27 protein-coding genes are annotated in these 24,985 nt (G+C 62.5%); 7 read left to right on the forward strand and 20 right to left on the reverse strand.

The genetic code is table 11. The features are described from left to right. Positions 1 to 190: 190 nt before the first annotated feature. From NKH19_RS15860 to NKH19_RS15885, 6 genes are all read right to left on the reverse strand, one after another. The gene (locus tag NKH19_RS15860; RefSeq protein WP_352863948.1) at positions 191 to 661 is read right to left on the reverse strand and encodes a MaoC family dehydratase; all 471 of its coding nucleotides are present in this window, start codon (positions 659 to 661) and stop codon (positions 191 to 193) included. Continuing rightward, positions 658 to 1,134, reverse strand: coding sequence for a MaoC family dehydratase (locus tag NKH19_RS15865; RefSeq protein WP_352863946.1), 477 nt, complete (start codon positions 1,132 to 1,134; stop codon positions 658 to 660). The genes NKH19_RS15860 and NKH19_RS15865 overlap by 4 nt, the downstream gene beginning before the upstream one ends. A gap of 127 nt (positions 1,135 to 1,261) precedes the next feature. After that, complete coding sequence (gene corA / locus NKH19_RS15870; RefSeq protein ID WP_352863944.1) at positions 1,262 to 2,230, reverse strand: magnesium/cobalt transporter CorA; 969 nt, start codon at positions 2,228 to 2,230, stop codon at positions 1,262 to 1,264. Between the two features lie 233 nt (positions 2,231 to 2,463). After that, positions 2,464 to 3,567 (reverse strand): redox-regulated ATPase YchF, encoded by a 1,104-nt coding sequence (gene ychF / locus NKH19_RS15875; RefSeq protein WP_352863942.1) that lies wholly within the window; start codon positions 3,565 to 3,567, stop codon positions 2,464 to 2,466. A gap of 91 nt (positions 3,568 to 3,658) precedes the next feature. Continuing rightward, positions 3,659 to 4,384, reverse strand: a complete 726-nt coding sequence (gene pth, locus NKH19_RS15880; RefSeq protein WP_352863940.1) for an aminoacyl-tRNA hydrolase — start codon at positions 4,382 to 4,384, stop codon at positions 3,659 to 3,661. 23 nt (positions 4,385 to 4,407) lie between these two features. After that, on the reverse strand, positions 4,408 to 5,049 hold the full coding sequence (locus NKH19_RS15885; protein ID WP_352863938.1) for a 50S ribosomal protein L25/general stress protein Ctc: 642 nt from the start codon (positions 5,047 to 5,049) through the stop codon (positions 4,408 to 4,410). Positions 5,050 to 5,360: 311 nt separating this feature from the next. Between NKH19_RS15885 and NKH19_RS15890 the strand changes: the two genes are divergently transcribed. Together NKH19_RS15890 and NKH19_RS15895 are read left to right on the forward strand one after the other, a co-directional pair. After that, positions 5,361 to 6,401: a class I SAM-dependent methyltransferase gene (locus tag NKH19_RS15890; RefSeq protein WP_502910943.1), complete on the forward strand. Its 1,041-nt coding sequence runs from the start codon at positions 5,361 to 5,363 to the stop codon at positions 6,399 to 6,401. A gap of 289 nt (positions 6,402 to 6,690) precedes the next feature. Continuing rightward, entirely contained in the window at positions 6,691 to 8,682 is a 1,992-nt protein-coding gene (locus tag NKH19_RS15895; protein ID WP_352863934.1) for a putative bifunctional diguanylate cyclase/phosphodiesterase, read from the forward strand. A gap of 148 nt (positions 8,683 to 8,830) precedes the next feature. Here NKH19_RS15895 and NKH19_RS15900 read toward each other — a convergent pair whose 3' ends face one another. Then, positions 8,831 to 9,259 (reverse strand): MarR family winged helix-turn-helix transcriptional regulator, encoded by a 429-nt coding sequence (locus NKH19_RS15900; protein ID WP_352863932.1) that lies wholly within the window; start codon positions 9,257 to 9,259, stop codon positions 8,831 to 8,833. A gap of 152 nt (positions 9,260 to 9,411) precedes the next feature. Between NKH19_RS15900 and NKH19_RS15905 the strand changes: the two genes are divergently transcribed. Beyond that, the gene (locus NKH19_RS15905) at positions 9,412 to 10,269 is read left to right on the forward strand and encodes an alpha/beta fold hydrolase (RefSeq protein ID WP_352863930.1); all 858 of its coding nucleotides are present in this window, start codon (positions 9,412 to 9,414) and stop codon (positions 10,267 to 10,269) included. An 81-nt stretch (positions 10,270 to 10,350) separates the two neighbouring features. On the opposite strand, the gene NKH19_RS15910 is transcribed toward NKH19_RS15905, so the two are convergent. The 3 genes from NKH19_RS15910 to NKH19_RS15920 all read right to left on the reverse strand — a co-directional run bounded on the left by NKH19_RS15910 (position 10,351) and on the right by NKH19_RS15920 (position 13,019). Next, positions 10,351 to 11,265 carry an alpha/beta fold hydrolase gene (locus NKH19_RS15910; RefSeq protein ID WP_352863928.1) on the reverse strand — a complete coding sequence of 305 codons (915 nt, stop codon included), beginning with the start codon at positions 11,263 to 11,265 and terminating at the stop codon, positions 10,351 to 10,353. A gap of 112 nt (positions 11,266 to 11,377) precedes the next feature. Further along, a complete protein-coding gene (locus tag NKH19_RS15915; protein WP_352863926.1) occupies positions 11,378 to 11,674 on the reverse strand; it encodes an SDR family oxidoreductase in 297 nt (98 codons plus the stop codon). Between the two features lie 100 nt (positions 11,675 to 11,774). Continuing rightward, on the reverse strand, positions 11,775 to 13,019 hold the full coding sequence (locus NKH19_RS15920; protein WP_352863924.1) for an MFS transporter: 1,245 nt from the start codon (positions 13,017 to 13,019) through the stop codon (positions 11,775 to 11,777). 201 nt (positions 13,020 to 13,220) lie between these two features. On the opposite strand from NKH19_RS15920, the gene NKH19_RS15925 reads away from it, so the two are divergent. Continuing rightward, positions 13,221 to 14,105: an AraC family transcriptional regulator gene (locus NKH19_RS15925; RefSeq protein WP_352863922.1), complete on the forward strand. Its 885-nt coding sequence runs from the start codon at positions 13,221 to 13,223 to the stop codon at positions 14,103 to 14,105. A 15-nt stretch (positions 14,106 to 14,120) separates the two neighbouring features. On the opposite strand, the gene NKH19_RS15930 is transcribed toward NKH19_RS15925, so the two are convergent. The 8 genes from NKH19_RS15930 to NKH19_RS15965 form a co-directional block, all read right to left on the reverse strand. Further along, on the reverse strand, positions 14,121 to 15,056 hold the full coding sequence (locus NKH19_RS15930) for a ribose-phosphate pyrophosphokinase (protein WP_015316090.1): 936 nt from the start codon (positions 15,054 to 15,056) through the stop codon (positions 14,121 to 14,123). 238 nt (positions 15,057 to 15,294) lie between these two features. Then, positions 15,295 to 15,927, reverse strand: a complete 633-nt coding sequence (locus NKH19_RS15935; protein ID WP_352863920.1) for a hypothetical protein — start codon at positions 15,925 to 15,927, stop codon at positions 15,295 to 15,297. Positions 15,928 to 15,970: 43 nt separating this feature from the next. After that, a complete protein-coding gene (locus tag NKH19_RS15940; protein WP_352863918.1) occupies positions 15,971 to 17,122 on the reverse strand; it encodes a M24 family metallopeptidase in 1,152 nt (383 codons plus the stop codon). Next, a complete protein-coding gene (gene pgeF / locus NKH19_RS15945; RefSeq protein ID WP_352863916.1) occupies positions 17,122 to 17,916 on the reverse strand; it encodes a peptidoglycan editing factor PgeF in 795 nt (264 codons plus the stop codon). The genes NKH19_RS15940 and pgeF overlap by 1 nt, the downstream gene beginning before the upstream one ends. A 126-nt stretch (positions 17,917 to 18,042) precedes the next feature. After that, positions 18,043 to 19,143 carry a class I SAM-dependent methyltransferase gene (locus NKH19_RS15950; RefSeq protein ID WP_352863914.1) on the reverse strand — a complete coding sequence of 367 codons (1,101 nt, stop codon included), beginning with the start codon at positions 19,141 to 19,143 and terminating at the stop codon, positions 18,043 to 18,045. Beyond that, positions 19,140 to 19,994 carry a prolipoprotein diacylglyceryl transferase gene (gene lgt, locus NKH19_RS15955; RefSeq protein WP_352863912.1) on the reverse strand — a complete coding sequence of 285 codons (855 nt, stop codon included), beginning with the start codon at positions 19,992 to 19,994 and terminating at the stop codon, positions 19,140 to 19,142. The genes NKH19_RS15950 and lgt overlap by 4 nt, the downstream gene beginning before the upstream one ends. 61 nt (positions 19,995 to 20,055) lie before the next feature. Next, positions 20,056 to 20,379 (reverse strand): type II toxin-antitoxin system RelE/ParE family toxin, encoded by a 324-nt coding sequence (locus tag NKH19_RS15960; protein WP_352863910.1) that lies wholly within the window; start codon positions 20,377 to 20,379, stop codon positions 20,056 to 20,058. Next, the gene (locus tag NKH19_RS15965) at positions 20,376 to 20,636 is read right to left on the reverse strand and encodes a type II toxin-antitoxin system ParD family antitoxin (protein ID WP_352863974.1); all 261 of its coding nucleotides are present in this window, start codon (positions 20,634 to 20,636) and stop codon (positions 20,376 to 20,378) included. The genes NKH19_RS15960 and NKH19_RS15965 overlap by 4 nt, the downstream gene beginning before the upstream one ends. 162 nt (positions 20,637 to 20,798) lie before the next feature. Here NKH19_RS15965 and NKH19_RS15970 point away from each other — a divergent pair, with 162 nt between their 5' ends. The 3 genes from NKH19_RS15970 to NKH19_RS15980 all read left to right on the forward strand — a co-directional run bounded on the left by NKH19_RS15970 (position 20,799) and on the right by NKH19_RS15980 (position 22,304). Continuing rightward, positions 20,799 to 21,101: an accessory factor UbiK family protein gene (locus NKH19_RS15970; RefSeq protein WP_109659791.1), complete on the forward strand. Its 303-nt coding sequence runs from the start codon at positions 20,799 to 20,801 to the stop codon at positions 21,099 to 21,101. A gap of 324 nt (positions 21,102 to 21,425) precedes the next feature. Next, positions 21,426 to 21,926, forward strand: coding sequence for a type III secretion system chaperone family protein (locus tag NKH19_RS15975; protein ID WP_013893499.1), 501 nt, complete (start codon positions 21,426 to 21,428; stop codon positions 21,924 to 21,926). 18 nt (positions 21,927 to 21,944) lie between these two features. After that, on the forward strand, positions 21,945 to 22,304 hold the full coding sequence (locus NKH19_RS15980; RefSeq protein ID WP_352863908.1) for a tRNA-binding protein: 360 nt from the start codon (positions 21,945 to 21,947) through the stop codon (positions 22,302 to 22,304). On the opposite strand, the gene NKH19_RS15985 is transcribed toward NKH19_RS15980, so the two are convergent. Continuing rightward, complete coding sequence (locus NKH19_RS15985; protein ID WP_352863907.1) at positions 22,301 to 23,323, reverse strand: glycosyltransferase family 4 protein; 1,023 nt, start codon at positions 23,321 to 23,323, stop codon at positions 22,301 to 22,303. The two genes, NKH19_RS15980 and NKH19_RS15985, sit on opposite strands and share 4 nt — an antisense overlap. A gap of 207 nt (positions 23,324 to 23,530) precedes the next feature. Next, positions 23,531 to 24,946, reverse strand: a complete 1,416-nt coding sequence (locus NKH19_RS15990) for an ATP-binding protein (protein WP_352863905.1) — start codon at positions 24,944 to 24,946, stop codon at positions 23,531 to 23,533. Between the last annotated feature and the right edge of the window lie 39 nt (positions 24,947 to 24,985).

Raw genomic sequence — 24,985 nt, forward strand, 5'->3', positions numbered from 1 at the left:
GCCTGGTGTATCGCGCGTCTGGGAGGCTGGAACGGCTATGCAAAGGAGCGACCACCGGGGCCCATCACCTTCTGCAACGGCCTCACGCGCTTCCACGCCATCGCAGACGGCTTCGCCCTTGCCAAACCAAACTGACCCCGAAGCAAATGTGTGCGCACGCTAGCCCCCTTGTGGGAGAAGGGAAGAGCGCTCACTCCGTCTTCACCAGCACCGCGCTTTCGAACTCCAGGACCATGTCGCCGGTCGACTCAAAAGCCTCGCATCGCAGCGCCAGCAGCCGCCAGCCGGGGCGTGAGGCGATCGGGCGGTGCGACAGCGCGGTGCGCGTGAAGGTGATGGTTTGCCCGGCATGGACCGGCTTCAGCCATTTCAGGTTCTTGAAACCGGGCGAGGGGCCGAATTCCGGCATCGGACCGGGACCGCTCCACGCGGCAATCTCGGCATCCATGCGGTTTTCGAGATTGAGCTTCATCCAGATCGCCGCCGTGTGCCAACCGGACGCGCAGAGCCCGCCGAGCACGCTCTTCTTCGCTGCGTCCTCGTCGATATGGAAGATTTGCGGGTCGTATTTGCGGGCGAAAGCCTTGATCGCCTGGGGCTCGAATGTGTGCGAGCCGAGCGTCACGGTGGTGCCGATGCGGAAGAATTCGTCCAGTGTCATGCTTGGCCCCCCGCGGCATCGCGCGTGAGGAACATGACGGAATTCTCAAGCTCGAAGACGCTTTCGCCGCGCTGGTTGAACATCTCGCCGCGCATTGTCACGAAGCCGAGTTGCGGCTTCGATTTCGACAGGCGCTTGGCAACAACCACCAGGGTGCCGGTGAGCTGGTCGCCGGCCAGGACTGGCTTCTTCCATTTGACGTGGTCGACACCGGGTGCGCCCTGGCAGGTGGAGTCCAGCAGGAACGCATCGCACAGCATTCGCATGAACATGGCGCAGGTGTGCCAGCCCGAGGCGGCCAGCCCGCGCAGAATGCTGGCCTTGCCGGCTTCCTCGTCGAGGTGCATCGGCTGCGGGTCGAATTCTGTGGCGAATTCGACAATCTCGGCGGCGCTCACCAGCTTCGAGCCAAGATCGAGCGACGCGCCCTCGACGAAATCCTCATAGGCCCAGGTTTTTGGTTTTGCAGTCATGGTCTGAAATCCGGCTCACGAACCCGCGATCCCTATGGATCCAGGTTTCCGGATGCAGGCCGCGGTCCATTTGGTCAAGAGATTTCTATAACGCCAGACCCTGGCTGCACGGCCTTTGACAAGCGGGTCAGAGCCAGCCGCGGCGGCGGAAATACCAGAACGGCAGGATCGCCGACAGCACCATCATGGCAATGGCGAAGGGGTAGCCCAGTTCCCATTTCAACTCGGGGATGACGTCGAAGTTCATGCCGTAGATCGAGGCGACCAGCGTGGGCGGCAGGAAGATGACGGCGGCGACCGAGAAGATCTTGATGATGGCGTTCTGCTCGATCGAGATCATGCCAAGCGTGGCGTCGAGCAGGAAGGAAATCTTCTGCGACAGGAAGGTGGCATGGTCGGCGAGCGACAGCACGTCGCGCGACAGCGTCTTGATGCGCGCCTTGGTGTCCTTGCTCATCTTGGTGCGGGTCGAGGCATGCGCGAAAAACCCGGCCAGGCGCTGCAGCGAGATCAGGCTGTCGCGGATCGAGGAGGCGATGTCCTCCTTGCGGCCGATGGCTTTCAGGAGTTCCTGGAAGTCACGATTGCGCTTGGAAACCTTGGTCGACCGCGCCTCGAAGATGTCGCGCGAGATCGCCTCGATGTCGCGGCCGGCGCGTTCCAGAATATCGGCGAGGCGGTCGACGATCGCCTCCAGCAAGCCGACGAGGATGGTGTCGCCGCTGGTGCAGCCGGTCGCCACCTTCTCGGCGCGCTGCGGAAAGGTCTTGAAGGCCTTCGGCTCGTGGTAGCGCACGGTGATCAGCCTGGTGCCGGCGAGCACGAAGGTGACAGGCGACATCAGCGGATCGTCGATTTCCGTCTGGGCGGGCAGCGTGGCGGTCATGAAATAGGCGCCGTCCTCGACATAGAGGCGGCTCGAAATCTCGATCTCCTCCATCTCCTCGCGCGTCGGAATGGCAACGCCGAGCCAGGTCTCGATCGCCGCTTCCTCTTCCTTGGTCGGGTTGAGCAAGTCGGCCCAGACGACATTGTCTTGCAAGAGGTCATCGACGGCGCGCAGCCGATCATTGTCCACGACGAAGGCCTTGATCATCGCCGGTCTCCCTTGCTGGGGCCAAAGGGTGCGTTCGGATTGACGCGCTGTTTCGGATTGCACGGTTCTCGGCGCCAGCGCCGGCCGCGTGCCTGCCGCTTAAACCTGTGACGTGACAAAATCAAGACAAGCGGCTGTCCGGCGTATGAGCACCGGGAGCTCGGAAAACCTCGTCGATAAAACCTTCGTGGATAGCCCGCCGGGATGTTTTGGACACCCGGCCGATCGAGGCGTCAGGTGTTGAACTTGAACAGCAGGATGTCGCCGTCCTGGACGACATATTCCTTGCCTTCGTCGCGCGCCTTGCCGGCTTCCTTGGCCGCCACTTCGCCGCCAAGCGTGATGAAATCATTGTAGGCGATGGTCTGGGCGCGGATGAAGCCGCGTTCGAAGTCGGTGTGGATCACACCGGCCGCCTGCGGTGCCTTGTCGCCCTTGTGGATGGTCCAGGCCCGCGTCTCCTTCGGCCCGACGGTAAAATAGGTGATAAGCTGCAACAGCTCGTAACCGGCGCGGATGACCTTGTTCAGGCCGGGCTCGTCGAGGCCGAGCGAAGACAGGAACTCCATCTCCTCCTCGTCCGAAAGTTGGGCGACTTCGGCCTCGATCGCGGCCGAGATGACGACGGTGCCGGCGCCCTGCGCGGCGGCCATCTTCTCGACGGCCCTGGTGTGTTCGTTGCCGGTGGCGGCGTCGGCCTCCGCGACGTTGCAGACATAGAGCACGGGGTGCGAGGTCAGAAGGTTCAGGCCCTGCAGAATACGCAGGTCTTCCGCCGAAATGCCTTTGAGCAGGATGCGGGTCGGCTTGCCTGCCTGCAGAAGCTCGAGCGCTGCCTCCATCATCGGCAGCACGGTCGTCGCTTCCTTGTCCTTGCTGCCGGCGCGCTTGCGGAATTGCACGATGCGGCGCTCGAGGCTGTCGAGGTCGGCGAGCATCAGCTCGGTCTCGACCGTCTCGGCGTCGGCGACGGGGTCGATGCGGCCCTCGACATGGGTTATGTCGTCATCCTCGAAGCAGCGCAGCACATGCACGATGGCGTCGACCTCGCGGATGTTGGCGAGGAACTGGTTGCCCAGCCCTTCGCCCTTCGAGGCGCCGCGCACCAGGCCGGCAATGTCGACGAAGGAGATGCGGGTCGGGATGATCTCCTTCGACTTGCCGATGGCGGCGATCTTCTGCAGGCGCGGGTCGGGCACCGCGACCTCGCCGGTGTTCGGTTCGATGGTGCAGAACGGATAGTTGGCGGCCTGCGCCGCCGCCGTCCTGGTCAACGCGTTGAAAAGCGTCGATTTGCCGACGTTGGGCAAGCCAACGATGCCGCATTTGAAACCCATTTTTGTCCGGTCCTATCGGGAAAATAGAAATTTGATCAGGGCTATGGGCGATCGGGGTGATCAACGTCAAGCCCCGTGGCGCCGATCCCGCTCAGTCCTTGCCGCCGAACAGCTTCTTCAGCATGGCGGCCATCGGGCCGGTCTCAGGCAGTTTGGCGGGGGCCTGTTGCGGGCGTGCCTGGCGGATGTGACTCTGCTGTTTGGTGGCCTGCTGCTTGGGCGCCGGCTTTTCCGGTTCCGCGCCGCCCTTGCCCTGGACGGCGAGGCTGGCCTTGTTCATGAAGCCGGATTCGTCGCCCTTGGCGATCATCGCGGCATTGTCGGCGATTGCCGCGAGCAGCGGTTCGAGCCATTCGCGGTCGGCCTTGTCGAAATCGCCGAGCACATGGTGCTGGACCATTTCCTTGATGCCGGGATGGCCGACGCCGATGCGCACGCGGCGATAGGCGTTGCCGACATGGCCGTCGATCGAGCGGATGCCGTTATGGCCGCCGGCGCCGCCGCCGGTCTTGATGCGCAGCTTGCCTTCGGCAAGGTCGATCTCGTCATAGAAGACAGTGAGTGCGGAAAGCTCGAGCTTGTAGAAGCGCAGCGCTTCGCCGACCGACTGGCCGGACAGGTTCATGAAGGTCTGCGGCTTGATCAGGACGATCTTTTCGCCGCCGAGCGTGCCTTCAGAAATCAGGCCCTGGAACTTCTTCGACCAGGGCGAAAAGGAATGGCGGCGGGCGATTGCGTCCGCCGCCATGAAACCGACATTGTGGCGGTTGTTGGCATATTTCGCGCCCGGATTGCCGAGACCTGCAAACAGCAGCATCGCCTGCTCCGGGCGTGAAAGAGTTACTTCTCTTCGGCGACGGGAGCCGCTTCAGGTGCAGCCACTTCAGTCGTCTCTTCCGCCTCCGGCTTCATCGCCGACGAACCGGCAATGGTCGCGACGGTGAAGTCGCGGTCGGAGATCACAGGCTTCACACCAGCTGGCAGCTTGACCGCCGAGATGTGGATCGAGTCGCCAATGTTGGCGCCGGTGAGATCGACGGTGATGAATTCCGGGATCGCATTGGCCGGGCAGTGGAACTCGACTTCGTGACGCACGATGTTGAGCACCCCGCCGCGCTTGATGCCGGGCGACTTGTCCTCGTTGATGAAGTGGACAGGCACGTCGACATTGACCTGGGTGTCCTTGCCGATGCGCAGGAAGTCGACATGGACAGGGAAATCCTTGACCGGGTCGAGCTGAAAGTCCTTCGGCAGGACCTGGATCTTCTTGCCGTCGACATCGATCGTGGCGATCGTGGTCAGGAACCCGCCGCCATGGATCTTGTAGTAGATGTCCTTGTAGGTGAGCGCGATAGCCAGGGGAGGCTGCTTGTCACCATAGATTACTGCAGGCACTTTACCGTTGCGGCGAACTGCACGGGCGGACCCCTTACCGACCTGTTCGCGTGCTTCGGCCTTGAGCTCGTAAGTGTCGTGGCTCATGGCATTTCCTTTCGGTTTGTTCTGGAGCGCTCACGGTTGGCAGAGTGCCTGGACCGTAAACGTCGAAAGCCGCCGGGTGAGGCGGCCTTCCGCCGCGTTGCCTCCAAGGGTGTCTACGCGGGTGGCGGCTCTATAGCGGAAGGCGGCCGGAGGCGCAAGCCAAAGGCAATCGGCAGAAGTGCGCCTGAAATTCCGGCCTCATGTCATTTCCGGGCGAATGCCGAATCTAGCCCATTGGTTAAACCTTAATTAAAATATTTAGTATCATTTAAGTGTCTATTAGTCGGTGCCGGTGACCAAGGGGATGCTGTATGGCGCGAAACATGGACGCGAAGCTCGACGAGCATAGCCTGATAACGTCGAAACTGGTCAAGAGGCATCGCGGGACGTCGCCCGATATTGTCGATGCGGGCGAACTGAAAGAGCGATCCGCGGAACTCGCACTTGTGCTTGATCTTGCTTACCAGGCGTTCAGGAGGGAGGGGCCGGCTGGATTGGTAGTCGACCGTTTAGCGGGCCGGCTCCACGAGCTTCGCAGGCATTCCGCTCCCGCTATCTGGCAGCAACTCATTCCGTTGGCCCAGCAGCATCGCGTTGCAGAGTATCTGATGCAGGATCCGTTCACGCGCTGGTCGTTCGAAAAGCCGCGAGGGTATTCGGGCGACGCGAGCCTGCTGGACATTTACTACAAGCACCCCAGCGCAGACCAGGAGGTGGCTTCTTCGACCCCGCTTGGCCGGGAGATTTACGCCTACACCAGCGAGGCAGCGAGTTCCGCGGCTGGACGCGAGCGTCGCGACATTCTCGCCAGAACGGTGGACGAAACGGCCCTTCGGGTCGAGAATGCCGAAGTGCTTGCGATTGCCTGCGGCCATCTTCGCGAAGCGGAACTCTCCGAGGCGCTCGCCGGGGGAAAATTAAAGCGCTGGATCGGATTGGACCAGGACCCGATCAGCGTAGCCATCGTCAACCGCGATCTGGCCGGTACCGCGGTCGAGGCGGTGGATGGCTCCGTGCGTGGCATTCTTCGCCGCGCCTACAAACTTGGCACGTTTGATCTCGTCTATGCGTCGGGTCTCTATGATTACCTGCCGGCGGCCATTGGCATCCGCCTGTTTCAACGCGCCATGGAAATGGTCAAGCCCGGTGGCGAATTCCTTTTTGCCAATTTCAGCGACGAGATCACGACGGACGGTTACATGGAAACCTTCATGGATTGGCCGCTGATCCTGCGTTCGGCTGACGATATGTGGGACATCATCAAAGGCGCGGTCGACATGAATCATGTCGAAGCTGAAGTCTTCCATGGATCAAACCGAAACATCGTTTACGGCAAAGTCCGGAAAGTGTGATCCCCTTGGGATTCAGGCTTCGGTGCTTGTTTAGCGGTGGGTCGACGAAGATGTTGCTTGTCGAAGCTCACAGTCCGTCATTAGACCGTGACTTCAGGAGGACAATCGGGCAGCGGTCATCAATCTTAATTTAGGAAAGTTGTATGTATCGTGCGAAACATTCCGTAAGCGCGATGCATTATGGTGCTGATCTTGGGAGCCTTGGCGCGGCTGCGATGCGGAAATCGGGCCATCGATTGAAGGCAGGGCGGTGAATTCCTGTTTGGCCGGGCGAAACTAGGATCGGTACATGACCCACACGTTGGCCGATGTGGTTGAGGACGATGTCCCTCAGCAAAGGGAAGAGACCTGGTCGGAAGTGCGCCAGCTCTACCGACAGGAAGGTGAGCATGCCCGCAGAAAGGCTGCCCGGCAGGGGCTTTGGCTCGCGGTCGCGGTCTATCTGCAGTTCTCCATCATCGACATACTGCTGATTCCGGACGTTGCCGCTTACACGATCGCCGCCCGCTTCGCGGTCAGCGTGACGGCGCTTGCCGTCGTCGAAATACAGTCTCGCATGAATTTCAGGACGGAGTCAGTTGAGTTTGCCTGCGCGGGGGCCCTGGTCTCGGGCTATGTAGGTTGGCTGGTTCCGGCAATCATGACCGGATATGCCCAGAATTTCTCCTATTTCATGATTTTTGGCGCGATCTTCATGATGGGTGCCAACCTGTTCTTCCGGTTCCAGTTTCTTCTTTCAATTGTGTCGTCGGGCATAGTCCTGATGGCCTTCTTCGTCGCTCTGTATTTGTTTCCAGCGACCGGTTCCTATCAGATCGCAATGGGCACGTTTTACATTTCTTGTTTCACATTCACCTCGTATGTGAACTGGAAACTGAATGAGGAGCGCTACAACGTCTTCCTGAACGCCCTGGAAGCCAAGATCCAACACAACGAGGCGACCGAACGCGGTAAGGCCCTGCTGAGATTGTCGCGGACCGATCCGCTTACGGGTCTGGAGAACCGGCGGGCGATCGACGAGAAGCTGCGGGACTACTGGAATGATTGGCAAAAGGTTGGCACCAGTTTTGGGGCGATCCTCATCGACGTGGACTTCTTCAAGAAGTTCAATGACTGCTACGGCCATCAGGAAGGCGATCGCTGCCTGATCCATGTCGCCAATGCCCTTAGCGAAATGATCAGGCGGTACAATGGCTCCATCGGCCGCTACGGCGGTGAAGAGTTCATTATCCTGGCTCGCGTGGAGAACAAAGAGCAGATCCTGGAGATCGCGGAAGCCATTTGCAGCACGGTGGAGAACCTGGCGCTCACCCACGAGCTGCGGCGCGACGGCGTCTCGATCGTGACGGTGAGCGTTGGCGCTGCATTCACCAGGACGCAGACCGGGGCTAAGCTGGAGAAGATCATCCACGAGGCTGATCGCGCACTCTATCTGGCAAAAGCCGGCGGCCGAAACTGTGCCCGGCTGTTCGACCCAACCGATCCCCAGAGCAGCGACGAGAGCGAGAACATTGCGGCTTTGCTGAAGATCGCAATCGGCCAGAACCTCGTTTCACTCGTTTATCAACCTATCCAGGATGTCAAAACGGACCGGGTCGAAGCCGTAGAGGCTCTGATGCGCCTCAAAATGCTGGACGGTACATCGGTTCCGCCGAGCCTGTTCATTCCCGTCGCGGAACGAACCGGCGCGATCCTGGAACTAGGGCGCTGGGCAATAAGAACGGTGTGCGCCGAGCTCCTTGCGGACGACCACGTCCGTGTCGTCAGTGTCAACGTCTCTCCGATCCAGCTCAAGACACCCGGTTTCGCAACGTCTGTCGCGACCATTCTGGGCGAGACCGGCGTCGCTGGCAGCCGGCTGGCCTTCGAAATCACCGAAGGGCTGGAGATGGAGATGCATTCGGACATTCTTCGCTGCATCAGCGACCTGAAGCTGCTCGGGATCAAGATTTGGCTTGACGACTTCGGGACGGGCTTCGCGGGCCTTTCGTGGCTTCGCCTGATCGATTTCGATACGGTGAAGATCGACCGCTCGTTCCTGCACGACTGCAGCGCCCCCAACGGCAAGGCAATGCTCCAGGACATTATTACGCTGGTTCGAAATCGCGGCCACAAAATCCTGGTCGAAGGGGTGGAAACCGACGAACAGATGGCTCTCATGCGCGAATTCGGCATAGACAAGGTCCAGGGCTTTCATGTCGGCCGTCCCGCCCCCGCCGTCAGTTTCCAGGCAAAGCGGGCCATGCGCAAACGCCCATTTGCCGTGCTTAAGTCCGCATGATGACGGTGCGGGCGGTGGCACTGTGGCTTGTTCCCGACGTTTGGCTCGGACCGCTGCGTGACCCACCATGGGTCAAAAGCTGAAGTTTGAACCGCGCTCGTTTCCAGCGCCTGTTGATCGCCGCCGGCCGTTAACGAGGCGGGCCGGGCTACCGGCCACCGCTCAACGCGTTGCGCAGTGCCTGGATCTGCCGGTTCAGCGCGTCGAGCTCGCCCACCGTCATCCCTGAGCGCTCGATCAAGGTTTCGTTGAGGCAGTTGCACTGGACCAGCAGCGCGCGCCCGGCCGCGGTCAGATCGACCTGCACCTGGCGCTCGTCGACCTGGCTGCGCTGGCGGGTCACGAGTCCGGCCTGCTCCATTCGCTTTACCAGCGGCGTGACGGTGCTCGATTCCAGGGCGAGCCGGTGGGCGACCGTGCCGACCGACATGCCGTCCGCCTCTGCCAGCGCGTTGAGCACGAGGTACTGCGGGTATGTGATCCCCATCTCATCCAGCATCGGCTTGTAGGTGCGGTTGATCGCCATGCTGGTGGCGTAGAGCGTGAAACAGAGCTGATTGTCCAACGGGAGAGGCACGGCGAATTCCTTCTTGCCGACACGACCATTAATTCGATACCACGAAAAATGATATCGCGATATACATCTCTATAGACAGGAGTTTTGGGTTGCGCTATCTATTTCGTTGTCGCGATATTGTTTATCGCGAGAACAACAGAACGGAGATTGAGATGACCTCGCACACCAAGCCCAGCTCCGGCAGCGGCACGATCACCACCAAGGACGGGACGCAAATCTACTACAAGGACTGGGGGACCGGGCAGCCGATCGTCTTCCATCATGGATGGCCATTGAGCAGCGACGACTGGGACGCCCAGATGCTGTTCTTCCTGTCACAAGGCTACCGTGTCATTGCCCATGATCGCCGCGGTCACGGCCGCTCGACCCAGACGGATATCGGCAACGAGATGAATACCTACGCCGCCGATGTCGCGGAACTGGCCACTTATCTGGATCTCAAGGGCGCCATCCATGTCGGTCATTCGACCGGTGGCGGTGAGGTGGCGCGCTATGTCGCTCAATATGGCTCGGGTGGCCGTGTCGCCAAGGCGGTGCTGATCGGCGCGGTGCCGCCAATCATGCTCAAGACCGCGGCCAATCCCGGCGGCCTGCCGATCGAGGTTTTCGACGGCTTCCGCTCCGCCCAGGCAGCCAGCCGCGCCCAGTTCTTTCGCGACATTCCGGCCGGTCCGTTCTACGGTTTCAACCGACCCGGTGCGCAGGTCTCTCAAGGGGTCATCGACAATTGGTGGCGCCAGGGCATGATGGGCGGCACCAAGGCGCACTACGACTGCATCAAGGCCTTCTCGGAAACCGACTTCACCGAGGATTTGAAGGCGATCGACGTGCCTGTGCTGGTGATGCATGGTGACGACGACCAGATCGTCCCAATAGCCGACTCGGCGCTGTTGACGATCAAGCTGCTCAAGAAGGGCGAGCTCAAGGTCTACAAGGGCTTCCCGCACGGCATGGCCACGACCCATGCCGATGTCATCAATGCCGACCTGCTGGCGTTCTTCAAGGCCTAGAATCGTCCAGTTAGATAGACAAAGGCACCCGCCGTCAGGCGGGTGCTTTGTGCTTTCATCGAAATGTCCGCGGGACAGTGCCTATTTGGCGAGAAAACCAGTGATCAGCTTGACGGTGGCGTCGGGGTTTTCCTCCATGATCCAGTGACCGGAGTCGGGCACGATGCCGCCCGTGACGTCGGTGGCAACAAGCCGCAGGATATCGGCCTGCGTGGTGCCGGCGGATTTTTCCCCGCCAACTGCCAGCACCGGCATGGTCAGTTTACCGCCGGCGGCGAGCATCGCTTGGTTGTCGATCGCGTCCTGGTCAAAGGCCTTGAACTGCTCGAAAGCGTCATGCATCGCATGCGGGCGGGCATAAAGTTTGGCATAGTGACCGCGCGTTGCCTCGTCGATCTTCTTGGGGTTGGCCGACAGCTCGTTGTAGAAGCGGTCGAGATAGATGCGCTCGCGACCCGCGACCAGCCGCTCCATGTCTGGGCCGCGGAAGTTGAAGTGCCAAAGCAGCGGGCTTTGCTTGATCTTTTCCCAGTCGCCGATTCCGGGCAGCGGCGCATCGATGATGACCCAGTTGGTGATGCGCTTGGGATATTGCGCGGCAAGCGCATAGCCGACCATGTTGCCAATGTCGTGCGTGACCAGGTCAGCCTTGTCGATCTTAAGCGCGTCCATCACCCCGGCGATGTCGACGGCCTGGTTCTTCTTGGTGTAGCCCGCTTCCGGGTGAGCGGACAGACCCATGCCGCGCAGATCCGGCACGACGACGGTATGATCCTTCGCAAGTGCGGCCGCTGCCGCGCCCCACATATCTCCGGTATCGGCAAAGCCGTGCAGCAGCACGACGGCGGGACCCTTTCCGCCTACGCGCACATAGAGTTTGGTGCCATTGGTTTCGACGGACCGCGTCTTGAAACCCGGTGGAAAAGCAACGATGCGTGCCGTAGCCGGCAAGGTAACAAGAAGCACACCCAACACGGCCAACACGATCTTGCGCATATCATTCTCCAGAGACATTGAGTAACCAAACCTACAGTCTACAGCGCGCGGCTGACAAGCCGCCGTCAGGCGGTGCCTTTCTGCTGTCAGGCGATGCTTAAGCCGCCGTCGATCAGCATTTCCGCACCGACCATGAACGGGATTCGTCGGAGGCAAGAAACACCACCGCATTGGCAATTTCCTCGGCGGTTCCGAAACGGCCGGCAGGTACCAGGCCGACGACGGCTTTCGCGCGCGCCTTCGCCGCTTCGGGGTCCAGCCCAAGCTTGTCGTTGAGTGGCGTGTCGATCGGGCCGGGGCTGATCACATTGGCGCGGATGCCGCGCCCGTGCCGATGCCGCCGGTAATCAATGCGGCCTTGCCTTTCAGTCTGGACATGGCGATTGCCTTCCTGGCGCGGAGCCTTCATTAATCTCCTAACGGCTTTTCACCCGGCGTATGGTGAAAGAATCAAAGAGGGCGCAGCAAATGCCGCGCCCTCGTATCAATTCCGGAAGATAAGCTGATTTTTAGCTGGTCGCCGCCTGTGCCTTCCTGGCTTCTTTCATGTTCGGCAGGAACACGGTCAGCAGCCCAAGCAGCGGCAGATACGAGCAGATCTGGAAGACATAATCGATGCCCTTCACATCGGCGACCACGCCGAGCACGGCAGCCGCGATGCCGCCCACGCCGAAGGCGAAGCCGAAGAAGATCCCGGCGATCATGCCGACACGTCCCGGCACCAGTTCCTGGGCGAAAACGACGATGTTGGAGAAGGCCGATGACAGGATCAGCCCGATCAACACCGTCAGCACCATCGTCCATTCCAAGTTGGCGTAGGGCAGGGCCAGCGTGAAGGGCAGCACGCCGACGATGGAGAACCAGATCATGGCCTTCTGTCCATAGCGGTCGCCGAACGGGCCGCCGAGCAGGATGCCCAGCGCCGAGGCGCCGAGGAACAGGAACAGCATGACCTGCGACATCTGCACCGAAACCCCGAACTTATGCATGGAATAGAACGTGTAGTAGCTGGCGAGGCTGGCGATGTAGGCGTTCTTGGTCAGCACCAGCAAGGTCAGCACCGCCAATGCCCACATGACCTTGCGGCGCGGGAAGGGCGAGACGAAGCTTGCCGTCTTGCGGTTGCCCTGTGCGGCGCGCAGTCGGCTGTACCAGCCGCCGACCCGCCACAAAACGATGATGCCGATCAGCGAGCCGACGGCAAACCACGAAATGCTGGTCTGGCCGAAGGGCACGACGATGAAGGCAGCCAGCAGCGGCCCCATGGACTGGCCGAAATTGCCGCCGACCTGGAACAGCGACTGCGCCAGGCCGAAGCGGCCGCCGGAGGCGAAGCGGGCGATGCGCGAGGATTCCGGATGGAAGATCGCAGAGCCGATGCCGATCAGCGAGGCGCCGATCAGAAGCAGCGAATAGTGCCCGGCATAGGCGAGCACGACCAGGCCGATCAGCGACGACGCCATGCCATATGGCAGCGAATAGGGCATCGGCCGCTTGTCGGTGATCATGCCGATCATCGGCTGCAGCAGCGATGCGGTCACCTGGAAGGTGAAGGTCAGGAGGCCGATCTGCCAGAAATCGAGGCCGTAATTCTCTTTCAGCAAGGGATAGATGGCCGATAGCAGCGACTGCATGATGTCGTTGATGCAGTGGCAGAAGCTCACCGCCAGGATGACGGTGAAGGCCGTCGCCTGGGCTGAAGCGTGACTGGCGCTCGCCGGTGGGGCGACGCTGGCGGCTGTCGTATCGGTCAAGGTAGGCTCCGTGGTCTTTTTGGCGGGTAGGCCCGCAGCGCAAACTCGCGGCACTGCTGAAGGCCGCCTTAACGGACGCTCCCGTGGAGCGCCTTGAAGGACGCCCCTACGGAGCGCCTTGGGACGGTTGCCTTATAAGCTGCTTGCGGGGTGACTTCTTTCGTGGTTTGGTCCAATAGTTTCGCAAGTGGGCCATACAGGATGCCGCACGGCAAAGAAGTCTTTCACGCCGGTAGTGTCGATCTCGAGCAGTTGCACGAGCGCCGCTGGCAGTGGCTGGAGCAAGTCGCCGGGCCGGCGGTGGCGCTGCCGACCGAATATCCTGACGGTTACCGTGTGCCGCAGCACCGCCACAGCCGCAGCCAGTTGCTGCATGCGCTGGTCGGCGTCGTGCTGGTGACGACGCGCTACGGGCGCTGGATGGTGCCGCCCGACCATGCGATGTGGATTCCAGCCGGCACGGAGCATTCCGTCGAGATGCTGGGCGATGTCTCCATGCGTTCCGTCTATGTCATGCCGCAGGCGATCCCCGGCCTGCCCGAAGGCTTGCGCGTCGTCGGCGTCACCGACCTGATGCACAGCCTGATCGTGGAATCGGAAAAGCTGCCGCGGGGCAGCGAACTGGAAGGTCGCGGCGGGCTGATCATGAATCTCCTGCTGCATGAGATTCCGACCCTGCCGGAACGGCCGCTCGGGCTGCCGTTCCCGTCCGATCCCAGGCTGTCGGCTCTGTGCCGGCGCTTCGTCGCCGCACCTTCGCCGCACGCAACGATCGACGAGTGGGCCGATGCCGCCGGCATGAGCCGCCGCTCCTTCACCCGCGCCTTCCAGCGCCAGACCGGGCTGTCTCTGTCGACATGGCGCCAGCAGGCCTGCCTGTTCGCGGCCCTGCCCAGGTTCGCCGATGGCGAGCCGATCACCAGGGTGGCGCTCGATCTCGGCTATGACAGCGTGCCGGCCTTCATCACAATGTTCAAGCGCATGCTGGGCGCCTCGCCGCGCGGCTATATGCGCGGCGCACGTGAAAGCGGTGAAAGCGCGCGTCGCCTGATCAGTCCGGTTCGGCTGGAAAGCCCCGCGCCGTAGGGGCAGGTATCGGTCTTAGTCGAAGAGACTGGACACCGATTCCTCGGTCGCCGTGCGCGAGATGGCTTCGCCCATCAGGTCGGCGATCGAGATGACGCGGATGTTGGGCGCGTCGAGCACGCCTTGCGTCGGCTGGATGGAATCGGTGATCACCAGTTCCTGCAGCTTCGAGCCACTGATGCGGGCAACCGCACCGCCCGACAGCACGCCGTGCGTGATATAGGCGGTGACGCTGGTGGCGCCGTTGGCCAGCAGCGCATCGGCGGCATTGCAAAGCGTGCCGCCGGAATCGACGATGTCGTCGATCAGCAGGCAATCCTTGCCGGCGACCGCGCCGATGATGTTCATGACTTCCGATTCACCGGGACGCTCACGGCGCTTGTCGACGATGGCGAGCTGCGCGTCGAAGCGCTTGGCCAGCGCGCGGGCCCGCACCACGCCGCCGATGTCGGGCGACACCACAACGACATTGCCGAGCTGCTTGTATTTTGCCTTCACGTCGCGGGCCATGACCGGCACGGAAAACAGATTGTCGGTCGGGATGTCGAAAAAGCCCTGGATCTGGCCGGCATGCAGGTCGAGCGTCAAGACGCGGTCGACGCCGGCGCGGGTGATCATGTTGGCGACCAGCTTGGCCGAGATCGGCGTGCGGCCGGAGGCGCGGCGATCCTGCCTGGCGTAGCCGAAATAGGGGATGACCGCGGTGATGCGCTTGGCCGACGAGCGCATGAAGGCATCGATCATGATGAGCAGTTCCATCAGATGATCGTTGGTCGGGAACGAGGTCGACTGCAGGATGAAGACATCCTCGCCGCGCACGTTCTCCTGGATTTCAACGAAGATTTCCTGATCGGCGAAGCGCCTGACACTGGCCTTGCCCAGCGGGACGTTGAGGTACCGGGCGACCGCTTCGGCCAGCACCCTGTTGGAATTGCCCGCGAAGAGTTTCATGCACGGTTCCTGGTGGAGGATGGCGGGACCTGACGGACTCGCCTGCGCCCTTTAACCGGGCTTTTAGCGGCCCGCGCCGGTATTGCAAGCGCCGAGATCGGGAATCCGCCGGCTAATCTCAAGTAAAGCCTCGCGCCATCGCCGGTGGGCAACAGGGAGCAGCGGGCTTCCGCTGTTCCTTCTTCTCGTTGGGCATCGGATTTTCCCAAAACCGTCTCCACTTTTGGGTCCGATGCCTCTAGCCCGCCTTGCCGCCAAGCCAGGCCGCGAACTGGTCGATGGTCTGGTCGGCGATCGTCTGCATGGTGGCCGGCGAGACCGCCTTCCAGCTGTCGCCGCCGCTGCCGCCGGAATTGACCGAAGGCGCCTTCTGCTGGCCATTGATGCGGTGCAGGCGGTTGCCGGCCGGGTCATAGACGTCCCAGACATAGATGACGGTGGTGTCGGTGCCTTCAGACATCGTCGAGAAATAGCCTTTGAGCACATGCGTCGGGGTCTGGTCGGCGCTGCCGGCGAGCGTAATGCCGCGCTGCCGGGCGCGCGTCTGCAGCTCCGCCGTCAGCGGTGTCGCGGCCTCGACCGAGGCGCCGACGATCGGGGCGATCTGCAGACGGGTCTTCGCCAGGACGGCGGCGCTTTGCGCTGGTGTGACCGGTGTGGTGGCGGTTGTGGGAGCGCCCGCCACGGTGGTGGCAGGCGACGCCGGCGCCGGAACCGCTGCTGCCGTGTTGCCTTGCGTGGCGGGCAGCGTCTGGGCCGATGTCGCGGGCGGGGTGATGGCCGACGGTTCGAGCACGTCCTTTGCGTTGGTGCAGGCGCCAAGAGCCAATGCCACAAGCAATGACACGGTCGTCACATGCGATCGTCTCATTTGCCTTCTAACTCCTTGGCGAAGAACGCCTCTCATTATGGATTCACTGTACGATCAAGTCGAGATCATGGCGGGACAGCGGCTTGGGCTGGGATTCGGTGGTCAGGTAGGTGCGGCCAAGCGTCATCGCCGTCTCGGTTTCGGAATCCATGATGATCATGTGGGCGAACAGCGTCATGTTCGGCGCGATCGGTTCTGGGTTGCCCTGGTAAAACATCGGCATGTCCATCCAGGACGGCGTGAAACGGGCGCCGACCGAGTAGCCGCAGGCGTTCAGCCGGTGCTTGGTCAGGCCGTGCGCCTCCATGGTGCGGGCGTGGGCATCGAACACGTCGCCGAAGCTGTTGCCCGGCGCCATCGCCTTCTCGACGGCCAGAAGAGCGGCGCGGGCGGCGTCGAACAGCTCCTGATGGCGCTTCGAGACCTTGCCTGTCAGCACCGTGCGCATCATCGGTGCATGGTAGTGGTTGAAGACGCCGGCCCATTCAAGCGTCAGCTGGTCGTTCTTGGTGAGCTTGCGGCGGCCGGCCTTGTAGCGGCACAGCAGCGCGTCGACGCCGGAACCGATGATGAACTCGTTGGCCGGATAATCGCCGCCGCCGGCGAAGACCGCGCCCTGCATGGCGGCCAGGATCAGGGCTTCGTCGCCGCCCTGCTTGATCAGCGGCAAGGCCGCGTCGAGCGCGTCGTCGGAGAGATTGGCGGCTTTCTCGGCCTTGGCGATCTCGGCCGGACTCTTGAACAGGCGCAGCCGGCCGACGATGCCGGATGCATCGGCGATCTGGCCAAAGGTCTGCAATTGCTCATCCAAGCGGCGGCCGTTGAAGGCGGTCAGGCCATGGGTGTCGTATTCGACGCCGATACGGGCGCCGAGCAGGTCGAGCTCGTTGAGCAGGTTGCGCAGGTCGACCGCCGGGTTGGCGCCGTTGCGGTCGGTCCACAGAACGATGTTGTCGATGATCGAGGTCTGGCGCGCCTGGCGCAGATCGGCCGAGCGGGTCAGAAGCACCATCGAACCGTCGGCCTTCACCACCAGGCACTGGAAGAAGCAGAAGCCGAACGTGTCGTAGCCGGTCAGCCAGTACATGCTCTCCTGCGCGAACAGCAGGATGGCGTCGAGCTTCTTCTCGGCCATCTCGATCATCAGCCGGTCGCGCCGCGCGTCGAATTCGGATCGTTCAAAATGCAGCGCCATTATTCCCTCTCCAAAACGATTGCCGAAACCTGCCGGCCGTAATCGGGCTCCTTGCGGTGCGTGGCGCGCCGGTAGGAGTAGAACAGATCTTCCTCGGCATAGGTGCAGCGTCCGAGGCCGTCGGCTGCTACACCGGCCTTGGCCAGACGGTCGACCGTGTAGCGGTTGAGGTCGAACATCGCATGGCCGGCGTTGGCGGAAGGCGCGAAATAGCCGATGTTTTCGGCGTCGGCCTCGACAAAGCGGGCAACGAATTCCGGCCCGACCTCATAGTTATCAGGGCCGATCGAGGGGCCGAGCACGGCGACGATGTTTTCGCGACGGGCGCCGAGGCTTTGCATGGCGAGGATGGTGTTTTCGAGCATGCCTGTGAGGGCGCCTTTCCAGCCGGCGTGTGCGGCGCCGATGATGCGCGCCTGCGGGTCGGCGAACAGGACCGGACCGCAATCGGCGGTCGAGGCGCCGATGGCGATGCCCGGCCGGTCGGTGACGATGGCGTCTGCCTTGGGGCGTTCGCCGGCAAAGGGTTCCCGGGCAATGACGACATCGGGCGAATGGATCTGCCAGGCGGTCAAGAGATGGGTTGCCGGTACACCCATCCAGGCTGCGACGCGGCCGCGGTTCTCGGCCACCAGCGCCTGATCGTCATCCGATCCGGTGCCGATGTTGAGGCCATGATAGATGCCGCTGGAGACACCGCCAATGCGGGTGAAATAGCCGTGGCGGATGCCTTGTGCCCGCGCCTTGTCCAGCAGCGGCGACCGAACGGGATCCGGTTTGGTCTGATTCAGCATGCGGGCGTTGTTGTCCGTGTGGGCGGTTTCGTCAAGAAGAAGGTGCTTCGTCGAGAAGAAGGCGAGGCTGGCGGTCCGGCCGCTTTTTTTACCGGACGGGAGATTGGGAGGGGCGGCGGTGAAAAGTCAATCCGCCGCGAAGGGCGTTGTTGCGGAGAGTGGGGCGGCCACGCCGCGCGGCAGCACCGCAAGCACCTTGAACAGTTCGCCCATGGCGTGCGGGCCGGCGAGGCGCTCGACGGCTTCGGTAATCTTGTCGCGCGCCGCCTGGGAGGCATCGGCGCCGAGCCGGCCGGCGCGTTCGAGAATGCCCATGCCGAGCAGGAAATCGCCCTGCGTCGACAGATGGGCGCCGAGGCCCTGCGCGCGAACGGCTGCGGCAAGGGCGCCGAAATCGACATGGGTGGTGAGGTCGGCCCCGCCGGGATTGGCCAGCACATCTTCGTGATTGTGGCCGCGCAAGGCCTGCAGCGTGTCCCCGACGCCCGGCTGGAGATGGCCATAGTCGAGGAACAGGCCGGCACCGCCATGCTTGGATATGCGCTCGGCAATGGTCGCCATCAGCGCCGTGCGGGCCGGCGCCACTTCGACGATAGCGCCTTGCGGTGCGTCAGCGGCATCGGCGGGCAGCAGGGTCGGATCGACCGAACCGGCACCGGCGAAGAAGCGCAGCTCATTGGTGTCGTCGAGGCCGACCATGCGCTCGCGCCAGCCGGCGCCGGCGCGGACGAACTGGCGGACGGGCACGGCGTCGAACAGTTCGTTGCCGACTATGAACAGCGGCTGTTGCGGCAAGGTCTCGATGGTCTCGTGCCAGCCGATCACGAAGGGTGTGACGCCAAGCGTCTGTTTCTGCACCTCGGCCAGACGCGGGCTAGTCTCGATCATGGCGAAGGCGGCGCCGTTGGCCAGATCAGGATCAAGCCGCGACAGGGTGCGCAGCATGTCCTTCATCAGCGTGCCGCGGCCAGGGCCGATCTCGGCGATGGTGGCCGGCAGCGGCCGGCCGCTCGCCAGCCAGGCCTGGTACATCCACACAGCGACCAGTTCGCCGAACATCTGGCTGATCTCCGGCGCGGTTATGAAGTCGCCGGCCGTGCCGAAGGGCTCGCGCGTCGTGTAATAACCGTCCTGCGGGTCGAACAGGCACAGTGCCATGTATTCGTTGATCGGGATCGGCCCCAACGCCTCGATCAGGTCGACGATGCGGGTTTTCAGCCGTGTCATGCCGGCCGCGGCTGCGCCACCGGCTTGGCGGTCAGCATCGCCCAGATGCCGGCCAGCACCATCGGCGTCGACAGGATCATGCCCATGGTCAGCCAGTTGGTGCCGAGGAGATAGCCGAGCTGCTGGTCGGGCTCGCGGAAGAACTCGACGAAGATGCGCGACAGGCCATAACCGCAAATGAAGGCGCCGCCGACGAAGCGCGGCGTCTTCAGCTTGAGGCGCGAATGGGTGAGGATGCGCAGCACGAGGAACAGCGCCACGCCCTCGAGCAGTGCCTCGTAGAGCTGGCTCGGGTGGCGGGCAAATGGCCCGCCATTGGGGAATTCGAATGCCCAGGGCACGTCGGTTGGCCGCCCCCACAGCTCGGAGTTGATGAAGTTGGCGATGCGCACCAGGCCAAGGCCGACCGGCACGCCGGCGGCCACGACGTCAAACAGCGACCATGTGCGGATGCCGCGCTTGATGGAAAACAGCGTCATGGCGAGGATGACGCCAAGCAAGCCGCCATGAAACGACATGCCGCCTTGCCAGACCGCGAAGATGTCGAGCGGGTGGGCAATGTAACGCGCCAAATCGTAGAACAGCACATAGCCGGTGCGGCCGCCGAGCACGACGCCGATGGCCGCCCAGACGATGAAATCGTCGAGGTCTTCCGGCTTCATCGGCAGGACGCCATTCGGCCACAGCTTGGCATTGGCGGCGAGCCGCTTGGCGTACCACCAGGCGAACAGGATGCCGACGATGTAGCCGATGCCGTACCAGTGCACCGCCAGCGGTCCGATCTGGATGAGGATCGGGTTGATGTTGGGGAAGGGTAAGGAGGCCAGCGGCAGCAGGAAATATTCGTTCAACGGGGAACTCTCGATTGCGAACGCGTTTGGGCGCGGACCATGCGGCAGGCTTTTGGCAGGGTCAAGGCAAGGTGGGCGCCGTCAACTGTCGGGGAACAGGATCGGTCCAAGGTCCATCGCGCCGTGCAGGATGTGCAGTATCTCTATGGTTTCTGGGGCCAATGCGATAGAAAATCAGATAGTTGCCATGGACGCGCCGCCGAATGCCTGAGGATCGATGCCGCTCGAAGAGTGGATACCGCTCCGGCATGGGGCGCAGTTCCATGCAATCGCGGCGCAATTCCTGAATGAACGTCACCGCACGAAATGGGTTGTGCAGCGCGATGTAGTCACCAATGGCTGCAAGGTCCGCTTCAGCCCGACGGGTGAAGACCAGCCGCTTCACCTGTTCTTCTCTGCCATCGCCTTGTATTTGGCTTCGAGTCTGTCCAGCACCTCGTCGCCGGGTTTCACCCGGCCGGCGTCGGCATCTGCAATGCCTTCCGCTAGGGCTGCGTCGAGGGTGGCAAGGCGCTTTTCCCGCTCTTCGACGAGGCGGACGCCCTCACGCAGCACTTCGCTCTTCGAATTGTAGCGGCCGGTGCTGACGAGCTGGTTTACGATATCTTCGAGACGGGTGCCCAAGTCGGCGCTAATGGCCATGATGATGTTCCCAAAAAGACACCCCAGATAATAATAGTTATTGATCGAACTTGCCAGTGATTTGAGCAAGGGCAGATCCGACTTGATGCCGCAGCAGGCTTCAACGTTCTTGCATTCCGCGCGCAGCGCCACTACGTCATTTCGAGCAAGCGAGGATTTGCCATGTCGACCGGACCGAACCGCATTCTCGATGAATTCGCCAAGCTGATGACCGACGCCGCCGGGGCCGCGCAGGGCGTGCGTCGTGAGGTCGAGACCGCCTTCAAGGGCCAGGCCGAGCGCATTCTCAACACCATGGACGTGGTGCAGCGCGAAGAGTTCGAAGCCGCGCGCGAGATGGCCGCCAAGGCCAGGGAAGAAAACACCCGTCTTGCCGCCCGCATCGAGGCGCTCGAGGCGAAGCTTGCCGAACTGGCGGGTGACGCCGCACCGGCGGCGGCGGCCAAGCCCCGCGCAAAAAAATAATCGTTAAACTTTTCCACATAGCCCGATCCTGAAAAGCGCTTTGCCGTGAATCGCTTAACGGCATTGCATGAATCTTTGTGACAGCGGCTTTCCACATGCGAATGACGCAGTGCGAAAAATTGGGCTGTTCACGCGACTCCCGATCAATAGACTGAATTTGTTGCATGATTCGGAGCAGGGTCATGCAGCCGGGCGGTGGGTCCGGTCTGGGGTCTTTGCGCGAAGAAAGTCCTGGCCGTCCGAGTTCTAGACAAGATTGTTCGTTGTGTGTGCCCTCCCGCGGAGCGTGTGGCGGCGCTCGTACAGAACGACAGGAAGCATTCCATGGAACTTCTCGAACTCGAATTCTCCCGCGAAATCCATCCGGTGGATGTTATCGAGCAGGTGGCCCACAACAACGACTGGTCCTTTGAGCGGGCCGGCGACGACGAGATTTCGATCTCGGTTGCCGGAAGCTGGACCGACTATCACGTCTCCTTCTCGTGGATGGAGGATTTCGAAGCGCTGCACCTGGCCTGTGCCTTCGACATCAAGGTGCCGGAGACCCGCGCGCTGGAAGTGATGCGGCTGCTGTCGCTCATCAACGAACAGATGCTGTTTGGCCATTTCGACCTCTGGGAGCAGGAGGGCGCGATCATGTTCCGCCAGTCGCTGCTGTTGGCCGGTGGCGTCGAACCATCGAGCCAGCAGGTCGAAGTGTTGCTGTCGTCAGCGCTGGAAGCCTGCGAATGCTATTTCCAGGCTTTCCAGTTCGTCGTCTGGTCGGGAACCTCGGCCAAGGACGCATTGGCCGGCGTGCTGTTCGAGACCTACGGCAACGCCTGAACCACGGTAAGACGGAAGATGAGTTCGAGCAGCGCGCTTAAGCCCGAGATCAGTTTTGCCGATTTCGATCGTGTCGACATCCGCGCCGGCACGATCGTCGAAGCCGAACCGTTTCCGGAGGCGCGCAAGCCGGCATTCAAGCTGAAGATCGATTTCGGCGCCGACATCGGCATCAAGAAATCGTCGGCGCAGATCACCAAATACTATGCACCGGAGACGCTGATCGGCCGGCAGGTGTTCGCGGTGGTCAATTTCCCGCCGCGCCAGATCGGGCCGTTCATGTCGGAAGTGCTGACGCTCGGCTTTCCCGACGAGGAGGGTGCCGTGGTGCTCGGCGCCATCGAGCGCAAAGTGCCGGACGGCGGCAGGTTATTTTAGGCCGCCAGCTTCCGCGTCGTTCCCAGTGCTTCCTCGACCGTGTCGAGGAACATTTCCGCGCAAGCCTTCCAGCTGTAGCGCATGGCGCGTTCGCGCGCCTGCGCGCGGTCGACGTTGAGCGCGGCGAGCGCTGCCTCGCGCAGATCATTGGAAACAGCGCCGCCAAAGCCGTCGCCGACGATGTCGATCGGCCCTGTCACCGGATAGGCGGCGACCGGCGTGCCGCTGGCCAGCGCCTCGATGATGACGTTGCCGAAAGTGTCGGTGCGGCTCGGGAAGACGAAGACGTCGGCCGAGGCATAGATCTCGGCCAGTTCGTCATTGGGGCGGTGGCCTAGGAAATGCGCCTGTGGGTATTTCGCCTTCAGCCTGGCAAGCTCGGGACCCTCGCCGACGACCACCTTGCTGCCGGGCAGGTCGAGGTCGAGGAAGGCGCTCAGGTTCTTTTCGATGGCGACGCGGCCGACGCAGAGGAAGACTGGCCCGGGGAAGCCGAGATCCTTCTTCTTGTCCGGCCGGAAATGGTCGGTGTCGACGCCGCGCGTCCAGGGCCGCAGCTTGGTGAAGCCGCGCGCCGAAAGGTCGTCGGCCAGCGATTGGGTGGCGACCAGCGTGCCCTGGCCGGAATTGTGGAAATCGCGCAGCCAGCGATAGGCCCAGCTTTCCGGCACCGGCAGGCGGGCGCTGAGATATTCGGGAAAGCGCGTGTGATAGCTGGTGGTGAACGGCCGGCCGGCATTGCGGCAATAGCGCCGCGCCATGATGCCGAGCGGACCCTCGGTGACGATATGGATATGGTCGGCCCTGCCGGCCTTGATCAGGCGCGCGACATGGCCGGGCGTGGTCAGCGCCAGCCTTATGTCCGGATAGGTCGGTAAGGGCAGTGTGCGAAAGATGTTGGGCGTCAGGAAATCGACCGCGACATCGAAGGATTTCAGCGTTTCGGTAAGCCGCTCCAGCGTGTGGACGACGCCGTTGACCTGCGGGCGCCAGGCGTCGGTGACCATCAATATCCGCATGGCGGCCCTTTGCAGGAAAGGTCGATGGTTGCCTTGAGACGATGCCGGAACGGCGACCGGCCTGCTACCCTCGCTTCGCTCCGGCGCACCCGGGCGGGCACGGGGTCGAAGTGAGGCGGCAAGGCCGAATCAATTGAGGTCGCGCGTTTCATGCGCGCTCTTGATCATGGTTTCATGACGGGCGGATGAAGCCCGGTCCTCCGCGGATTATGCGGGAACCTTGATCACCGCTCGCAGGCCGCCGAGCGGGCTGTCGTCCAGGGTGATGTCGCCGCCGTGACTGCGGGCGATGTCGCGGGCAATCGACAGGCCGAGCCCGGTGCCGCTGGCGTCGAGGTTGCGCGCCTCGTCGAGCCGCACGAAAGGCTTGAACACGTCTTCGCGCCTGTCGGCCGGAATGCCTGGACCGTCATCGTCGATGGTGACCAGCAGCGAGCCGCGGCCATGGGTGGCGTTGACCTCCACCGCCTTGGCGTAGCGGAAGGCGTTGCCGATGACGTTGGACATCAGTCGGGCGAAGGCGTTCGGCCGCACATGCACATCGGGGTCGCCGGCAAGCGTCGTCGACAGCTTGCGCTTGCGCAGCCTGGCCTCCTCGCCCAGCTTCTCGAAATAAGCTTCGAGATCGAACCGTCCGGCGTCTTCCGAAGCCTCGCCACGGGCAAAGGCGAGATAGCCTTCGAGCATCGACTGCATGTCGTCGATGTCCTGGTCGAGTGCCGCCTTGGTCTCGGCCTTGCCGCCGGCCAGCGCCAACTGCAGCTTGAAGCGGGTGAGGATGGTACGCAGATCATGACTGACACCGGTCAGCATGGCGGTGCGTTGCTCGATCTGGCGTTCGATGCGCTCGCGCATCTGCATGAAGGCAAAGCCGGCGCGACGAACCTCCTCGGCGCCACGCGGCCGGAAGTCGCGCGGCATCGGCCGGCCCTTGCCGAAGCTTTCGGCGGCTTCGGCAAGCGTCAGGATCGGCCGGATCTGGTTGCGCAGGAAGGGGATGGCGATCATCAGGAGCACGAGCGAGGTGCCGACCATCCAGATCAGGAAGATGTGGGTATTCGAGGCATAGGCCTGGCTGCGGCGCACGAAGACGCGCAGCACCTTGTCCTCGAGCTGGACGCGTACCTCGATGATATTGGAATTGCCGACCGTGTCGATCCAGAACGGCCGGTTGATCTGGCGGGTGATTTCGGATGAGAGAACGTCATCGAGGATCGAAAAGAACGGCTTGGGTCCTGGCGGCGGCAAGGGATCGGGCGGCAGCAGGTCGACCTTCAACTGCATGCGGTCCTGGGCGATGCGGATGATGCTGGTGTAGTCGGCGTCGTGCGGGTAGGTCTCGATCAGGTCGACGATGGCGGCGATGTCGCGCACGGTGGCTTGCGACAGGCGCTGCGTCACGGTTGCCCAATGGCGCTCCATGAAGACGAAGGCGACGACCGATTGCAGCAGGATCATCGGCGCGATGACGATGATCAGCGAGCGGGCATAGAGCCGCTTGGGCATATAGAGCGAGACGAGGCGCCAGAAGCGGTTCCAGGCGCGTGGCACCGCCTTCAGCGGCCGCGTGGCGCGTGCGCTCAAGCCGCCATTGCCCGGCTGTTCCAGTTCCGTGGTTGCCATTCGCTCTTTTCGCTTGCCCGCGGCCGTTCAGCCGGCCGC

It is taken from the genome of Mesorhizobium sp. M1338, from assembly GCF_040318045.1.
Taxonomy (GTDB): Bacteria; Pseudomonadota; Alphaproteobacteria; order Rhizobiales; family Rhizobiaceae; genus Mesorhizobium.

What these genes read in the sequence shown, in the direction of transcription:
- NKH19_RS15865 (WP_352863946.1), bottom strand. Translation starts at nt 1,134, where the DNA reads ATGACTGCAAAACCAAAAACCTGGGCCTATGAGGATTTCGTCGAGGGC.
- NKH19_RS15905 (WP_352863930.1), top strand. Translation starts at nt 9,412, where the DNA reads ATGACCTCGCACACCAAGCCCAGCTCCGGCAGCGGCACGATCACCACC.
- NKH19_RS15890 (WP_502910943.1), top strand. Translation starts at nt 5,361, where the DNA reads ATGGCGCGAAACATGGACGCGAAGCTCGACGAGCATAGCCTGATAACG.
- NKH19_RS15940 (WP_352863918.1), bottom strand. Translation starts at nt 17,122, where the DNA reads ATGGCGCTGCATTTTGAACGATCCGAATTCGACGCGCGGCGCGACCGG.
- NKH19_RS15930 (WP_015316090.1), bottom strand. Translation starts at nt 15,056, where the DNA reads ATGAAACTCTTCGCGGGCAATTCCAACAGGGTGCTGGCCGAAGCGGTC.
- NKH19_RS15990 (WP_352863905.1), bottom strand. Translation starts at nt 24,946, where the DNA reads ATGGCAACCACGGAACTGGAACAGCCGGGCAATGGCGGCTTGAGCGCA.
- ychF (WP_352863942.1), bottom strand. Translation starts at nt 3,567, where the DNA reads ATGGGTTTCAAATGCGGCATCGTTGGCTTGCCCAACGTCGGCAAATCG.
- NKH19_RS15985 (WP_352863907.1), bottom strand. Translation starts at nt 23,323, where the DNA reads ATGCGGATATTGATGGTCACCGACGCCTGGCGCCCGCAGGTCAACGGC.
- pgeF (WP_352863916.1), bottom strand. Translation starts at nt 17,916, where the DNA reads ATGCTGAATCAGACCAAACCGGATCCCGTTCGGTCGCCGCTGCTGGAC.
- NKH19_RS15910 (WP_352863928.1), bottom strand. Translation starts at nt 11,265, where the DNA reads ATGCGCAAGATCGTGTTGGCCGTGTTGGGTGTGCTTCTTGTTACCTTG.
- NKH19_RS15980 (WP_352863908.1), top strand. Translation starts at nt 21,945, where the DNA reads ATGAGTTCGAGCAGCGCGCTTAAGCCCGAGATCAGTTTTGCCGATTTC.
- corA (WP_352863944.1), bottom strand. Translation starts at nt 2,230, where the DNA reads ATGATCAAGGCCTTCGTCGTGGACAATGATCGGCTGCGCGCCGTCGAT.
- NKH19_RS15885 (WP_352863938.1), bottom strand. Translation starts at nt 5,049, where the DNA reads ATGAGCCACGACACTTACGAGCTCAAGGCCGAAGCACGCGAACAGGTC.
- NKH19_RS15970 (WP_109659791.1), top strand. Translation starts at nt 20,799, where the DNA reads ATGTCGACCGGACCGAACCGCATTCTCGATGAATTCGCCAAGCTGATG.
- NKH19_RS15935 (WP_352863920.1), bottom strand. Translation starts at nt 15,927, where the DNA reads ATGAGACGATCGCATGTGACGACCGTGTCATTGCTTGTGGCATTGGCT.
- NKH19_RS15975 (WP_013893499.1), top strand. Translation starts at nt 21,426, where the DNA reads ATGGAACTTCTCGAACTCGAATTCTCCCGCGAAATCCATCCGGTGGAT.
- NKH19_RS15860 (WP_352863948.1), bottom strand. Translation starts at nt 661, where the DNA reads ATGACACTGGACGAATTCTTCCGCATCGGCACCACCGTGACGCTCGGC.
- NKH19_RS15925 (WP_352863922.1), top strand. Translation starts at nt 13,221, where the DNA reads ATGCCGCACGGCAAAGAAGTCTTTCACGCCGGTAGTGTCGATCTCGAG.
- NKH19_RS15950 (WP_352863914.1), bottom strand. Translation starts at nt 19,143, where the DNA reads ATGACACGGCTGAAAACCCGCATCGTCGACCTGATCGAGGCGTTGGGG.
- NKH19_RS15895 (WP_352863934.1), top strand. Translation starts at nt 6,691, where the DNA reads ATGACCCACACGTTGGCCGATGTGGTTGAGGACGATGTCCCTCAGCAA.
- NKH19_RS15965 (WP_352863974.1), bottom strand. Translation starts at nt 20,636, where the DNA reads ATGGCCATTAGCGCCGACTTGGGCACCCGTCTCGAAGATATCGTAAAC.
- NKH19_RS15915 (WP_352863926.1), bottom strand. Translation starts at nt 11,674, where the DNA reads ATGAAGGCTCCGCGCCAGGAAGGCAATCGCCATGTCCAGACTGAAAGG.
- pth (WP_352863940.1), bottom strand. Translation starts at nt 4,384, where the DNA reads ATGCTGCTGTTTGCAGGTCTCGGCAATCCGGGCGCGAAATATGCCAAC.